The sequence below is a fragment of the Allobosea sp. genome (assembly GCF_035944895.1).
Taxonomy (GTDB): Bacteria; Pseudomonadota; Alphaproteobacteria; order Rhizobiales; family Beijerinckiaceae; genus Allobosea.
In genome coordinates, this window is the sequence record NZ_DASZAT010000010.1 from 609901 (window position 1) to 624305 (window position 14405).

Here is a 14405-nt window from a genome sequence, read left to right on the forward strand (position 1 = left end):
GATGGGTGCCTTTCAAACGCCGAGCGCTGCCAGTCTCCTGTCGCCAGCACTCACTCTCCCCGCAGCGGCAAGGCCGGACGAGCTCGCCGCAGTCTTCGCCGAGATCGCGCTGACCTCGTCCGAGCGTGATGCCCGGCGCGAGCATCCTTTCGATCTCCTGACAAAGCTGAGGGCCCTGCGCTTCGGCGCCCTGCGGCTTCCCGAGAGCGACGGCGGTGCCGGCGCCTCCTGGCGCGAAGTTCTCGGCGCCCTCGTGCGGCTCGGCGAGGCTGATTCCAGCGTTGCCCACATCTTCCGCAACCATTTCTTCGTGACCGAACGCTTCATCACCGGCCGCGAGCCCGGCTACAACCCGGCCTGGCGCAAGGCGGTGGCAAGCGGCGCCCTCATCGGCCTCGCCACCACCGAGCTCGACCGCAAGCAGACCGGTGGACGTGGCGATCTCAAGACCCGGCTGACGCGCGACGGCGACGGCTATCGCCTCGACGGCACCAAGTTCTACAGCACCGGCACGCTCTATGCCGATCTGACATTGGTCCGGGCGATCTCGCCCGAGGGCGAGGATGTCTCGCTGATCATCCCGACCGATCGCGAAGGCATCGAGCGCCTGGACGACTGGGACGGCATCGGCCAGCGCGTGACCGGCACGGGAACCACCAATTTCCACGGCGTACGGGTCGAGGCCGACGAGTTGCTGACGGATGCGACGCCCTATGTCCAACCCTTCGCCAGCACGATCGCGCAGACGATCGTGACAGCGGTCAATGCCGGCGTACTCCGCGCAGTCCTGCGCGATGCCAAGTCCCTGCTGCTGAGCCGCAAGCGGAATTTCTATTACGCGCTCACGGAAACGCCGCATGAGGACCCGCTGCTGCAGCAGACGATCGGCCGGATCGCCAGCGAAGCCTTCGTCGCCGAGCTCGGCATCCTCGCCGTGGGCGACGCGCTCGACGTGGTCGCCGCGCTCAGGGCTGCAAACCCGGACGATGCCCGCCTGCCTGCGCTTGTCCACGAGGCCTCGCTGACCGCCGCGAAGACCAAGGTCGTGGTCGACGAATTCGCGCTGCGCTCCTCGACCGCGCTGTTCGATGTCGGCGGGGCTTCGGCCGCGACGCTGCGGCAGAATCTCGACCGGCACTGGCGCAATGCCCGCACCCTCTCCTCGCACAATCCCGCCAGCTACAAGGCGCTGGCGCTCGGCGCCTACGAGCTCAAGGGCACTCCGCTGCCGGCGCTCGGCTTCTTCTGAGATCGACCGATGTCACGGCCGGCAACCGGAGCCGGCCCCTGCTTCCACCTGAATGGACATTCTTCATGACCGACTACCGTCCGCTTGGACGCACGGATCTGCGCGTCTCCGCCATCACGCTCGGCACCATGACCTGGGGCCAGCAGAACACGGAGACGGACGGGCACGCCCAGCTCGACCGCGCCCTCGACGCCGGCATCAACTTCATCGACACGGCCGAGAGCTACTCGATCCCGCCGCGCGCGGAGACGCAGGGCTCGACGGAGCGCATCATCGGCACCTGGCTGAAGGCGAGCGGCAAGCGCGACAGGATCATCCTCGCCTCCAAGGTCGCCGGCCCCGGTGACCGCAACTATCTGCGCAAGGACGGCAGCCAGCCCCGCCTTGACAGGAAGAACATCGATGAAGCCATCGACGCCTCGCTGAAGCGCCTGCAGACCGACTATCTCGATCTCTACCAGTTGCACTGGCCCCACCGGAACGTCCCGCTCTTCGGCGGCGGCTCGCATGCTCCCAATCGCGGCGGCGACGGCTCGGAGGTGGCGATCGAGGAGACGCTGGATGCACTCGACGGCTTGGTGAAGTCCGGCAAGATCCGCCATATCGGCCTGTCGAACGAGACCGCCTGGGGCCTGTCCCGCTTCCTGCACCTTTCGGAGACGCGCGGCTTGCCGCGGGTCGCCAGCGTCCAGAACGCCTACAACCTGCTGAACCGCACCTATGAGGTCGGACTCGCCGAATTCCACGAGCGCGAGCAGGTCGGCCTGCTCGCCTATTCGCCGCTCGGACAGGGCTTCCTCACCGGCAAGTACCAGCGCGGCGCCCGCCCGGCCGGAACCCGCACCACCCTGTTCGAGCGCGGCCAGCGTTATCAGAAGCCGGGCACCGAGGCGGCGATCGAGAGCTATCTCGCCATTGCCCGCGACTTCGGCCTCGACCCCGCTCAGCTCGCCATCGCCTATGTCGCAAGCCGGCCCTTTGTGACGTCCGCGATCATCGGTGCCACGACCCTAGCCCAGCTCGATGCCGATCTCGCTGCGCTCAAGGTGAAGATCACACCCGAGATCGAGGCGCGGATCGATGCGGCCCATCAGCTCCATGGCAGCCCGGCGCCATGAGGGCGCGCAGCCCATCGTCTCTTAAAGAGAACGATATCGATCGATCTTCGTGAAGACGCTTCTCTGAGGCTGAGCAATGCAAGTAGAACTAGCCACAAAAGATAAATCTTCCGTGGCTACGGCGCTCCAGACAACGAAACACTCCTCCAGTTTGTTCTTTAAAAAGAACATTCTCGTTGACGCCTGCGCCGTTGAACCACAAGCTTCGGCATGGTTCAGCGCGACCTGAGACAAAGGTCGCAGCGGCATTTTCAGGAGTTCGACATGGCGATTTGGAAGAAGCTGTCGCGCCGGCAGGCAGCAGCCTTGATGGTCGGTACGGCCCTCTCCTTCAGCCTTGCCGGCCCGGCGTCCGCCACAGAGGGTCAGCTGCGCATCGCCAAGCAGTTCGGCGTCGTCTATTTGCTGCTCGACGTCGCCGCCGAGCAGAAGCTGATCGAGAAGCACGGCAAGGCGGCCGGCGTCGATATCAAGGTCGAATTCACCCAGCTCTCCGGCGGCGCGGCGGTGAACGATGCGCTGCTTTCAGGCTCGATCGAGATCGCCAGCGCCGGCGTCGGCCCTCTCTTCACACTGTGGGATCGCACCAAGGGCAAGCAGAACGTCAGGGGCGTCGCCTCGCTCGGCAATTTCCCCTACTATCTCGTCACCAACAATCCGAACGTGAAGACGATCGCCGACTTTACCGACAAGGACAGGATCGCCCTGCCCGCCGTCGGTGTCTCCGTGCAGTCGCGCATCCTGCAATGGGCCTCGGCCAAGCTCTGGGGCGACAAGGAGTTCGCCAAGCTCGACAAGATCAGCGTCGCCCTGCCCCATCCCGAGGCCGCCGCCGCGATCATCAAGGGCGGTACCGAGATCACCGGCCATTTCGGCAATCCGCCCTTCCAGGAACAGGAGCTGGCCGAGAACCCGAACGCCCGCATTGTGCTCAAATCCTACGACGTCCAGGGCGGGCCGGCCTCTTCGACCGTGCTCTATGGCACCGAGAAATTCTACAAAGACGCACCGAAGACCTATCGCGCTTTCCTCGACGCGCTCGACGAAGCCGCGAAGTTCATCACCAGCAACCCCGAGCAGGCCGCCGACATCTACCTCAAGGCTAATGGCGGCAAGGGCGACCGCAAGCTGCTGCTCCAAGTCATCAGGAATCCCGAGGTGACCTTCAAGGTCGAGCCGCAGAACACGCTCGGCCTCGGCCAGTTCCTGCATCGCGTCGGCGCGATCAAGAACGAGCCCAAGGCGCTGACGGACTATTTCTTCACCGACCCGCGCATCGCCGCGGGCAGCTGAGCGCCGGCCATGACGCTCGTCGCCGACGAACTCCTGCGCGACAGCTCGGTCGCCGAGATCCGACAGGCGCGCGCGGCGCAGGGTGCGTCAGCAGCAGCAACGCCTGACGCCAGCGCTGGCCCGCTCCTTCAAGTCGACGGCGTCAGCCTCGAATACCGCACGGCCGAGACGATCGTGCGCGCCACCCACCGGGTCGGCTTCGATGTCCATGAAGCCGACCGCTTCGTGCTGCTCGGCCCGTCCGGCTGCGGCAAGTCGACCCTGCTCAAGGCCGTCGCCGGCTTCATCGCACCAGTCGAGGGCAAGATCAGGCTCAGCGGGCGGCCAATCCGTGGGCCGGGGCCTGACCGCATCGTCGTCTTCCAGGAATTCGACCAGCTCCCGCCCTGGAAGACGGTGCTGCAGAACGTCGCCTTCCCGCTCACAGCCTCGCGTACTCTTCCGCGCCGCGAAGCGCTGGAACGGGCCCACCACTATGTCGAGAAGGTCGGGCTCGCCAAATTCGCCGACAGCTATCCGCACCAGCTCTCCGGCGGCATGAAGCAGCGCGTCGCCATCGCTCGCGCCCTCGCCATGCAGCCGAGCATCCTGCTGATGGACGAGCCCTTCGCCGCGCTCGACGCACTGACCCGGCGCCGGATGCAGGAGGAATTGCTGGCGCTCTGGGACGAGGTCCGCTTCACCCTGCTCTTCGTCACCCATTCGATCGAGGAGGCGCTGATCGTCGGCAACCGCGTCGCGGTGCTCTCACCCCATCCCGGCCGACTGCGGGCCGAGTTCAACAGCCACGAATTCGATCTCGCCAGCACCGGCGGCGCTCCATTCCAGGCCGCCGTACGGCGCCTGCACGAGCGGCTATTCGAGCATGAGCAGGCCGGCGCCGGAGAGGCAACGCCGTGAGCCTCGCCCAGCCACCGATCCGGCCGGAATATGACCAGCCGCTGCCGCCCTTTGTCGCAACCGTCGTCGAGCGCCCGCGCCCCTTGCTCGAGCGCCTCGCCGGACAGGGCTGGCTGCGCAAGGGCCTGATCCTGGTCGTGCTGGCGCTCCTCTGGGAGGCGCTGGCGCGCTGGCAGGACAACGAGCTCCTGCTGCCCACCTTCCTCGCCACGGTGCAGGCCCTGTTTGAGGGGCTGGCGAGCGGCGAGCTGATCGAGCGGGCCCGGCTCTCGTTGATCGTACTGGCGCAGGGCTATGCGGCGGGGCTGACGCTCGCCTTCCTGCTGACGACGCTGGCGATCTCGACTCAAGTCGGCCGCGACCTGCTCTCAACCCTGACGGCAATGTTCAACCCGCTGCCGGCGATCGCGCTCCTGCCGCTGGCGCTGCTCTGGTTCGGCCTCGGCTCCGGCAGCCTGATCTTCGTGCTGATCCATTCGGTGCTCTGGCCGGTGGCGCTCAACACCTTCGCCGGCTTCCAGGGCGTGCCCGACACGCTGCGGATGGCCGGCCGCAATTACGGGCTCAGCGGCCTGCGCTATGTCTTCGGCATCCTCGTGCCGGCGGCGCTGCCGGCGATCCTGTCCGGCCTCAAGATCGGCTGGGCCTTCGCCTGGCGCACGCTGATCGCCGCCGAGCTGGTCTTCGGCGCCTCATCGGGACGCGGCGGCCTCGGCTGGTACATCTTCCAGAACCGCAACGAGCTTTACACCGACAAGGTCTTCGCCGGCCTGCTGCTGGTGATCCTGATCGGCCTCATCGTCGAGAACCTCGTCTTCGCGGCGATCGAGAAGGCGACGATCCGGCGCTGGGGCATGGCGCGCTGATGCCACTCTCGCTCGCACTGACCCATGCCTTTCTGCACGGATATCCGTCCATGACCGCTGCCCTGCACTTCGTCGACGTTCCTTCCTCCGCGATCTCCGAGGCCTCCGCCGGAGACGATCCGAAGGCCTTGCTGCGGGCGCGCTATCGCACCGAAGGGCAGCCGGAGCCGGCGCACTGGAACGAGGTCATCGGCCAGATCCTGGCGCATCGCTCGGTGCGCTCCTACAAGCCCGATCCATTGCCTGAAGGCACAATCGAGACGCTGGTCGCGGCGGGACAATCCGCCGCCAGCTCGTCCAACCTGCAGACCTGGAGCGTGGTCGCCGTCTCCGATCCCGCCCGCAAGGCGCGGCTCGCCGAGGTCACCGGCAATCAGAAGCACATCCTGCAGGCCCCGACCCTGCTGGTCTTCCTCGCCGATCTCAACCGGCTGGATGCGCTCGGAGCCGCTCGCGACCATGCAGTCGATGCGCTCGACTATCTCGAGACGTTGTTCGTCGCGATCATCGACGCAGCACTCGCCGCGCAGAACGCCGTGCTGGCCGCTGAGAGCCTCGGCCTCGGCACGGTCTATATCGGCGCCCTGCGCAACGATCCCGAACGGGTGGCGAAAGAGCTCGGCCTGCCGCCGAAGGTGTTTCCCGTCTTCGGCCTCTGCCTCGGCTATCCCGCCCCCGAGGTCGTCACCGGCATCAAGCCACGCCTCTCGCCCGCCCTTGTCCTCCATCGCGAGCAATACGGCGCCGGCTACGCGCCTGAGCCGGTCGCAGCCTATGACGCGGCGATCCAGGATTTCCAGAGCGAGCAGCGGATTCCGCAGGTGCCCTGGTCGCGCCAGGCGCTCGCACGCGTCGCCGGGCCGCAATCCCTGAGCGGGCGCGACCGCATGCGCGATGCGCTGACTGCACTCGGCTTCGCGCTGCGCTGAGGTGTCTCCGCGGCCGCGGCGCTATAATGGTGACGTGAAACGAAATGGCGGAGCCCCGCCTCGGCGGGATCGACGATGAGCTGGATCGACGTCACCTATCACCTGCGCGGCTCGCCCGAGGATGCCCAGGCGCGTGCCCGGGCGATCGCTGTCGAGCAGAGCATCGAGATGCCGCCCGAGGCGGTCGACGATCCCTTCGTCCTCGGCGAGGTCCTCGGGCGTGTCGTCGCGGTCGAGCCCGAAGGCAACGGCCTGCATGCGATCCGCATCCTGCTCTCCGCCGCCACGATGGGCGACGATGCCGGGCAGCTCCTCAACATGCTGTTCGGCAACTCCTCGCTGCATGATGACCTGACGCTCGCCGAATTCGCCTTGCCACCCGAGCTGCGTGCCGGGTTCGGCGATGGCCCGCAGATCGGGCTCGACGGCCTGCGCCAGCGCGTCAATGCGGCCGGGCGTGCCCTGACCTGCTCGGCCCTGAAGCCACAAGGATTGCCGCCGGAGGAACTCGCGCGCCTGGCCGAGGCCTTCGCGCTCGGCGGCATCGACTATGTCAAGGACGATCACGGGCTGGCGACGCAAGCCTACAGCCCATTCCCGCAACGCGTCGTGGCCTGCGCCGCGGCGGTGCGTCGCGCCAGCGCCCACACCGGCCATCCGACCCGCTATGTCCCGAGCCTCTCCGGCAGCCTCGACGCCGTGCGTGAGCAATTGCGCATCATCGGCGAGGAGGGGCTCGACACGGCGATGGTCGCGCCAGCGATCCTCGGCCTTTCCAATGTCCAGCAGCTCAGGCGGGATCATCCGGATATCGCATTCCTCGCCCATCCCAGCCTGGCCGGCGCGGCGCGGATCGACCCGGCCTGCCTGACGAAGCTCTGGCGACTCGCCGGCGTCGACGCGATGATCTTCCCCAATCACGGCGGCCGCTTCGGCTATTCCGTGCAGGCTTGCCAGCGTATCGCGCAGGCTGCGCTCGCGCCCGAGCCCGGGCTCGCAGCGATCGCCCCGGTGCCGGCCGGCGGCATGAGCGTGGCGCGGGTGCCGGAGATGCTCGACTTCTACGGCCGCGACGTCATGCTGCTGATCGGCGGCAACCTGCTCGCCAAGCGCGACAGATTGAGCGAGGCCACGGCCGCGTTCGTCGCCACGGTCCATCAGCACTCGCAAACGCAAGCCCTGGCACAAGCCCATGCCTGACGCGACCAAGGATGTTCCCAACCTGCGCCGGCAGGAAGACGGCTTCGCCTGGCAGGGCGTCGAGCGGCTCGCCTACAAGCAGGATGGCGATGCGCCCTTCCGCGACGTCTCGCGCCAGATCCTGTTCTCGCGAGCCGATCTTGCCGGCGAGCTGCGCTATTTCGAGATCGGCCCGGGCGGTCACACCACGCTGGAGCGCCACGGCCATGTCCATGGCGTCATGATCGTGCGCGGTCGTGGCCGCTGCCTCGTCGGCTCCGAAGTGAGCGAGATCGGCCCGCTCGATCTCATCACCATCCCCGGCTGGACCTGGCACCAGTTCCGGGCCGCCCCTGGCGAGCCGCTCGGCTTCCTTTGCCTGGTCGATGCCACCCGCGACCGCCCGGTGCTGCCGACGGCAGAGGAGCTTGCCATCTTGCGCGCCACTCCGGAGATCGCAGCCTTCCTCGACGGCTGAACCGCAGCCGAAGCACCATCGCCCGGGCAGCCCCCTGCAATCCCCTCGCCTTGCAGTTCCCGGAAAATAGATCGATATACTGTACTTCTAAGCGGGGGACGGGCTGTGCTGACCAACAAGGGCAAATACGGCATCAAGGCCATGGTCCATCTCGCCAAGCTCGAGGCTGGCGAGACCGCGCAGATCGCCGAGATCGCGCAGCGCAACAACATCTCGAAGAAGTTTCTCGACGCCATCCTGCTGGACCTTCGCAATGCCGGCATGCTGCGCAGCAAGAAGGGGCCGGGCGGTGGCTATGCGCTGGCGAAACCAGCCCGGACCATCAAGGTCGGCGCCGTCATCCGGGCGCTGGAGGGGCCGATCGCGCCGATCGATTGCGCCAGCCAATCGGCCTTCAAGCCGTGCCAGGATTGCGGAGACATCGGAGCCTGCGTCGTCCGTGGGGTGATGCGCGAGGTGCGCGACGCCATGGCGGCGGTCGTCGACAACACCACGATCGCCGATCTCGTCAGCCGCGCCGCAGCCCACAAGCCGGAGATCGACTTCGCGATCTAAAATCTATTTCTTTAGTAGACAAATTATCACAAGAACCTATTTTCGATCGGAGCGGAAACCGCACTCCGGTGAAATCATGAATCAACAGTTCGCCCCGCCCGTCGCCGCCGATATCCATTCCGACGCGTTCAAGGCGGTGATGCGCAATGTCGCGGGCGCGGTCAGCATCATCACCGCCTCGCATGGCGGCGAGCGCGCCGGCCTGACCGCGACATCGCTGACCGCCCTTTCGGCCGAGCCGCCGACCGTGATCGTCTGCATCAATCGCGGCGCCTCGGCCTGGCCGAAGATCGAGGCGGCCGGCCATTTCGCGATCAATGTCCTGGCCGCCCGCCACCAGGCGATCGCCGACCGCTTTGCCGGTCGCGGCGGCTTCAAGGGCGAAGCCCGCTTTGCCGACGGCGACTGGACGACACTCGTGACCGGAGCCCCGACCCTCGTCGGCGCTCTCGCCGTCCTGGATTGCGAGACAGACGAGGCGATCGAGCGTCACTCGCATACGATCCTGATCGGCCGGATCAAGGCGATCCGGCAGGCGCAGGACGAGGGCGCTCTGCTCTATTGGCGCGGAATCTACGGCAAGCTCGACGAGACGCTGCAACATGGCGCCGGCATCTGAGCGACGGGGCGACTCTCCTACCTCTCCCGTCCGATGGCAGAGTATCGTTCTCTAATCAGGTCCAATTTTGCCAAGTCGTTTTATTGACCGAACAAGCCTTTGGCACCGATGATGGCATGATGAAAGGAGGCGCCGCATGGCCATCCTCATCGTTCCCGGATCAAGGGTAAAGTCTACGGATTGGCAGGCCCGCTGGGAAAGCCGGCTCGACTTCGTCGAGCGCGTAGAGCAGCCCGAAACACGCCGCCCGCATCTCGATTCATGGCTCGAAACCTTGCGCGAGCATGTCGGACAGCGCCCCAATGCCGTGCTCGTGGGCCATGGGCTCGGCGCGACAGCCATCGCTCATCTGGCAGCGCGCTATCCCGATCTGCCGATCCGCAGCGCGATGCTGGTCGCCCCGGTCGACCCCGAGGCGAGAACCGCGGTCGCCGCCGGCTTCGCCTCGTTCGGCCCGCTGCCCTGCGACCCGTTCCCGTTTCCGGCCTTCGTCGTCGCAAGCCGCACGGATCCTCACATGGACATCGAGCGGGCGCGCATCTTCGCCAATATGTGGGACGCCGCCTTCATCGATGCCGGCAATGCCGGGCATCTCGATGCCGAGAGCGGCCTCGGCGACTGGCCCGCGGGTCTCGACCTGCTCGAGCGGCTGACCGCTTTCAGTACGCCTCTCGGCAGGTCTGTCGAGCGTTTTCCAGCACGGTTCAGCCTGCACTAGGCCCCGAGGCGAAGAGCGCTTCGGCAGGCTCTAATAATCTATAAAATTAGTAGATGGATTGAATGTCGCTTTCCCGCTTGTCCGGCGTCCTGCGCAAGACCCTGATCCAGGCCGTGCCCACGGCCATCGGCATCGTCATCCTCAACTTCCTCCTGCTGCAGCTGGCGCCGGGGGACGCTGCCGACGTGATGGCCGGCGAGGCGGGCGCCGCGACCGAGGAAACGATGGCAATGTTGCGCAAGCAGTTCGGCCTCGACCTGCCGGTGCTCGACCAGCTGCTCGCCTATCTCGGCCATCTCGCGCAGGGCAGTCTCGGCTTCTCGCCGCGCTACAACATGCCTGTCGCCGATCTGATCGCACAGCGCCTGCCGGGCACCTTGCTGCTCATGGGCCTTTCCCTGTCGCTGGCACTGCTGCTCGGCATCGCACTGGGCACGGTGATGGCCCTCAACGCCGGGCGCTGGCCCGACCGGCTCATCTCCGTGGGTTCGCTGGTCTTCTATTCGGTGCCGGGCTTCTGGATCGGCCTGATGCTGATCGTGCTGTTCTCGGTCAAGCTCGGCTGGCTGCCGAGCGGCGGCGCGGAGACGATCGGGGCGGGTCTTTCGGGCCTGGACAGCCTGCTCGACAAGGCCCGCCACATGCTCCTCCCGGCCGCCTCGCTCGCGCTCTTCTATGTCGCGATCTACGCCAGGCTGACCCGGGCGACGATGCTCGAGGTGGCCTCGCAGGATTTCATTCGCACCGCGACGGCCAAGGGCCTGACGCCCTTCCACGTCGCGACCCGGCATATCCTGCGCAACGCGCTGCTGCCGGTGACCACGCTCGCCGGCATGCATTTCGGCGGCATCCTCGGCGGCGCCGTCGTGGTCGAGACGGTCTACAGCTGGCCCGGTCTCGGGCGCCTCGCCTTCGAAGCGGTGATGCGGCGCGACTTCAACGTTCTCCTTGGCGTGCTGCTGCTCTGCTCGCTGCTCGTCATCATCGTCAACATGGTCGTCGACCTGCTGCAGGCATGGCTCGACCCGCGCATCGAGGTCCGCTGATGGGTGTGATCGAACGGTCCCTGAGCCATTCCGAGGCGATCGTCTGGGCCGGGCCGACTTCCGAGCCCCTGGTGCTGCCGGGCCCTGGCTTTGGCCTGCTCACAAACCGGGAGGACGACGCAGCCAACGCACCGGATGCGCAAGCGCCCGCCCCGGTCGTTGCGACTGCCCCCTCGCCCTCCAACGGCCAGCGGGCGCTGAAAGCCTTCCTGCGCAACCCGTCGGGCCTGGGCGCGCTGGCCTTCCTTCTGCTCGTCGCGGGTATCGCTCTCGCCGCGCCCTTCCTCTATCCCGACGACCCGCTCGCAATGGTCGGCCGGCCCTTCCTCTGGCCCGGGCAGAACCCCGAATTCCCGCTCGGCACGGATTCGCTCGGCCGCGACGTCGCGGCAGGGTTGGTCTGGGGGGCGCGCATCTCGCTGCTGGTCGGCTTCACGGCCATGGCGCTCGGCGTCAGCGCCGGGATCGCGGTCGGGGCGACGGCCGGCTATTTCGGCGGCTGGATCGACGACGCGCTGGTGCGGCTGACCGAGGTCGTCCAGACCGTGCCGAGCTTCGTGCTGCTCGTCGTGCTCGTCGCCATCGCCCAGCCCTCGATCACCACCGTGACCGGCGCGATCGCGATGGTGACCTGGCCGATGGTCGCTCGCCTCGTGCGCGCCGAGTTCCGCTCGCTGCGCGAGAAGGATTTCGTCACCGCGGCGCGCGCGATCGGTTCCGGGCCGGTGCGCATCATCCTGCGCGAGATCCTGCCCAACGCGCTCTCGCCGATCATCGTCACCGCCTCGGTGCTGGTCGCCTCGGCGATCCTGATGGAGTCGGCGCTGTCCTTCCTCGGCCTCGGCGATCCCAATCTGGTGAGCTGGGGCAGCATGATCGGCGCCGGCCGGGAATTGCTGCGCACGGCCTGGTACCTCACCGCCATTCCCGGCTTCGCTATCGTCCTCACCGTGCTGGCGCTCAATCTCGTCGGCGATGCGCTGAACGACGCGCTGAACCCGCACCTCTCGGCCGGGCGCTGAGACAGCTCTCCCCTACCACAGACAAGGACACCAGACGTGACTGCCATCGACTACCGCCATCTCGGGCGCTCGGCCCTGCGCGTCTCGCCGCTGACGCTCGGCACAATGATGTTCGGCCGCGAGACGGATGAGGCGACCTCGCACCGCATCATCGACAAGGCGCGCGACCAGGGCATCAACTCGATCGATACCGCCGACGCCTACAGCAAGGGTGAGTCCGAGCGGATCACCGGGCGCGGCATCGCCAAGCAGCGCGATCACTGGGTGCTGGCGACCAAGTTCGCCAATGCGCTCGGCGACGGGCCGAACCAGCGGGGCATCTCGCGCAAATGGATCGTCGAGAATGTCGAGGCCAGCCTGAAGCGGCTCGGCACCGACTATATCGACATCCTCTACTTCCACCGCGCCCCGTTCGACGAGCCGCTAGGCGAAGCCGTGCGGGCCATCGCCGACCTGATCCGCCAGGGCAAGCTGCGCTATTTCGGCGTCTCGAATTTCCGCGGCTTCCGGATCTCGGAGGTCGCCCATCTCGCCGACCAGTACGGCATTGATCGTCCCGTCGTCAGCCAGCCACTCTACAATATCGTCACCCGCACCGCCGAAGCCGAGCAACTGCCGGCGGCGGCCTTCAACGGGCTCGGCGTGATCTCCTACAGCCCGCTCGCCCGCGGCGTGCTCACCGGAAAGTACCAGCCCGGCGCCGAGCCTGCGCCCGACAGCCGCGCCGGCCGCAAAGATCCGCGCATCCTCAACACCGAGTACCGCCCGGAATCGCTCGACATCGCCCAGCGCATCCAGCGCCATGCCGCCGTCCGTGGCATCTCGGCGCTCGACTTCGCCCTCGCCTGGGTCCTGCACAACCGGCTCGTCACCTCGGCCATCGCCGGGCCGCGGACTGAGGCTCAATGGGACAGCTACCTGCCGGCGCTGGAATACCGGCTCACCGCCGAAGACGAGGCCTTCGTCGACAGCCTCGTCCCGCCCGGCCACGCCTCGACCCATGGCTGGAACGATCCGAGCCACCCGCCGGAAGGGCGCGTGTCGCACCCGTTCGCAGAGGCGACTGCGGCCACGGCGCAGAAGGCAGCTTGAGGCGACGCCCATAACGACCGAAAGCCCCGCAGACGAGGCCTGCGGGGCTTTTCAGTGCTCCAGCGCTTGTTTCAGAGCCGCAAGCCCCGCTGCTTCAGCAGCGGCAGGATGCGCTCCTCGAAATGATCGAAATCGGCCTTGAAGTCATAGAAATTGATCTGCAGCCCGTCGATGCCAACAGCGTGCAGCGCGGCGATCTTGTCGACCACCTGCTCGGGTGAGCCGATGATCTCGATATTGCCGCCGAGCCCCAGCCCCTGCTTATGGGCGGCATCGGCGCGGCCACGCCAGGCATGGGCGTCGCTGTCATAGCCCTGATTGGTGCCCTTGCCATGCGCGGCAAAGGTCGGTCCCGCCTGCACCGGCTTGTTGTCGTGGATCGACTGCGCATAGGCCTGCGCCTCGCTTTCCGTATCGCGCGAGACGATGATCGGGTTGATCAGCGTCTTGGCCTCGCGGCCGAAGGCGCGCGCCCGATCCTTGATCGCGGCGATATGCGGCGGCAGCGTCGCCAGCGCGCTGTCGATATGTGAGCCACCCGGCGAGGTGATGAAGACCAGATCGGAATGCTTGGCGGCGAAATCGATGCCGGCCGGCGAGCCGGTGGCGTTGACCAGTATCGGCCGGCCGTAGAGCGGCTTCGGCGTGATCCAGGCATCGTGCAGGCGCCAAGGATTGAGCCTGCCTTCATAGGAATAGTTCTCGTCCTCGCTCCACAGGCGGCCCAGCACGTCGAAAAGCTCGTCCGCCATCAGATAGCGCTTGTCGTGCTCGATGCGTTGCCGGCCGAACATCTCGTGCTCGACGGCGCGGTGACCGGTGACGATGTTGATGCCCCAGCGCCCCTTGCTGATGTGGTCGAGCGTCGCGCCGAGCTTGCCGAGATGCAGCGGGTGCCATGGCCCGTAGAGGACATGGATCGTCGAGATCAGCAGGATGTTCCTGGTGATCGCCGCCATCGCCCCTAGCGCGACGAAGGCGTCGAGCGAGGCGTCGCCGTCATAGCCGCCCTTGGGCAGCCATTGCGTGCGGCTGAAGGCGATCTCGAAGCCGAGTTCATCGGCCCGCTTCACCAGCTCCGCATTGTAGTCGAAGGTCCAGGTCGAGCTCGTCGGCAGGTCCGAGAAGCGGATGTCCTGCAGATTGAGAAAAAGGCCGAGCAGCAGCGGCTGCTTCAATGCCCGCGAGAGCGGGCTGTCAGGATAGTCGGTCTGCCGGCGCAATGGCGGGCCGGCCCGGTCTTCGGCGAGCGCGGTCATCAGCAATCTCCGATCGTCGCGAGGGATTAATCGGGCAGGCCAGTCACAAAGCCCGAAGCCTCAAGATCAGCGACCATCACCC

15 protein-coding genes are annotated in these 14405 nt (G+C 66.8%); 14 read left to right on the forward strand and 1 reads right to left on the reverse strand.

Annotated elements, in window-relative coordinates:
• The first annotated feature begins 1 nt into the window (after position 1).
• From VGV58_RS18545 to VGV58_RS18610, 14 genes are all read left to right on the forward strand, one after another.
• Positions 2-1249: an acyl-CoA dehydrogenase family protein gene (locus VGV58_RS18545; RefSeq protein WP_326875503.1), complete on the forward strand. Its 1248-nt coding sequence runs from the start codon at positions 2-4 to the stop codon at positions 1247-1249.
• Between the two features lie 65 nt (positions 1250-1314).
• Positions 1315-2367: an aldo/keto reductase gene (locus VGV58_RS18550; RefSeq protein WP_326875504.1), complete on the forward strand. Its 1053-nt coding sequence runs from the start codon at positions 1315-1317 to the stop codon at positions 2365-2367.
• Between the two features lie 264 nt (positions 2368-2631).
• Positions 2632-3660, forward strand: a complete 1029-nt coding sequence (locus tag VGV58_RS18555; protein ID WP_326875505.1) for an ABC transporter substrate-binding protein — start codon at positions 2632-2634, stop codon at positions 3658-3660.
• 9 nt (positions 3661-3669) lie between these two features.
• Complete coding sequence (locus tag VGV58_RS18560; RefSeq protein WP_326875506.1) at positions 3670-4560, forward strand: ABC transporter ATP-binding protein; 891 nt, start codon at positions 3670-3672, stop codon at positions 4558-4560.
• Complete coding sequence (locus tag VGV58_RS18565; protein WP_326875507.1) at positions 4557-5426, forward strand: ABC transporter permease; 870 nt, start codon at positions 4557-4559, stop codon at positions 5424-5426. The genes VGV58_RS18560 and VGV58_RS18565 overlap by 4 nt, the downstream gene beginning before the upstream one ends.
• A 50-nt stretch (positions 5427-5476) precedes the next feature.
• Positions 5477-6355, forward strand: a complete 879-nt coding sequence (locus VGV58_RS18570) for an NADPH-dependent oxidoreductase (protein WP_326875508.1) — start codon at positions 5477-5479, stop codon at positions 6353-6355.
• A 75-nt stretch (positions 6356-6430) separates the two neighbouring features.
• Positions 6431-7555, forward strand: a complete 1125-nt coding sequence (locus VGV58_RS18575; RefSeq protein ID WP_326875509.1) for a RuBisCO large subunit C-terminal-like domain-containing protein — start codon at positions 6431-6433, stop codon at positions 7553-7555.
• Entirely contained in the window at positions 7548-8012 is a 465-nt protein-coding gene (locus tag VGV58_RS18580) for a cupin domain-containing protein (RefSeq protein ID WP_326875510.1), read from the forward strand. The genes VGV58_RS18575 and VGV58_RS18580 overlap by 8 nt, the downstream gene beginning before the upstream one ends.
• 105 nt (positions 8013-8117) lie before the next feature.
• A complete protein-coding gene (locus VGV58_RS18585; RefSeq protein WP_326875511.1) occupies positions 8118-8567 on the forward strand; it encodes an RrF2 family transcriptional regulator in 450 nt (149 codons plus the stop codon).
• Positions 8568-8643: 76 nt separating this feature from the next.
• Entirely contained in the window at positions 8644-9186 is a 543-nt protein-coding gene (locus VGV58_RS18590) for a flavin reductase family protein (protein WP_326875512.1), read from the forward strand.
• A gap of 136 nt (positions 9187-9322) precedes the next feature.
• Positions 9323-9904, forward strand: a complete 582-nt coding sequence (locus VGV58_RS18595; RefSeq protein ID WP_326875513.1) for an RBBP9/YdeN family alpha/beta hydrolase — start codon at positions 9323-9325, stop codon at positions 9902-9904.
• Positions 9905-9966: 62 nt separating this feature from the next.
• Positions 9967-10950 carry an ABC transporter permease gene (locus tag VGV58_RS18600; RefSeq protein WP_326875514.1) on the forward strand — a complete coding sequence of 328 codons (984 nt, stop codon included), beginning with the start codon at positions 9967-9969 and terminating at the stop codon, positions 10948-10950.
• Complete coding sequence (locus VGV58_RS18605) at positions 10950-11972, forward strand: ABC transporter permease (RefSeq protein ID WP_326875515.1); 1023 nt, start codon at positions 10950-10952, stop codon at positions 11970-11972. The genes VGV58_RS18600 and VGV58_RS18605 overlap by 1 nt, the downstream gene beginning before the upstream one ends.
• A 45-nt stretch (positions 11973-12017) precedes the next feature.
• A complete protein-coding gene (locus tag VGV58_RS18610) occupies positions 12018-13064 on the forward strand; it encodes an aldo/keto reductase (protein ID WP_326876168.1) in 1047 nt (348 codons plus the stop codon).
• Between the two features lie 71 nt (positions 13065-13135).
• On the opposite strand, the gene VGV58_RS18615 is transcribed toward VGV58_RS18610, so the two are convergent.
• Complete coding sequence (locus VGV58_RS18615) at positions 13136-14323, reverse strand: LLM class flavin-dependent oxidoreductase (RefSeq protein WP_326875516.1); 1188 nt, start codon at positions 14321-14323, stop codon at positions 13136-13138.
• Between the last annotated feature and the right edge of the window lie 82 nt (positions 14324-14405).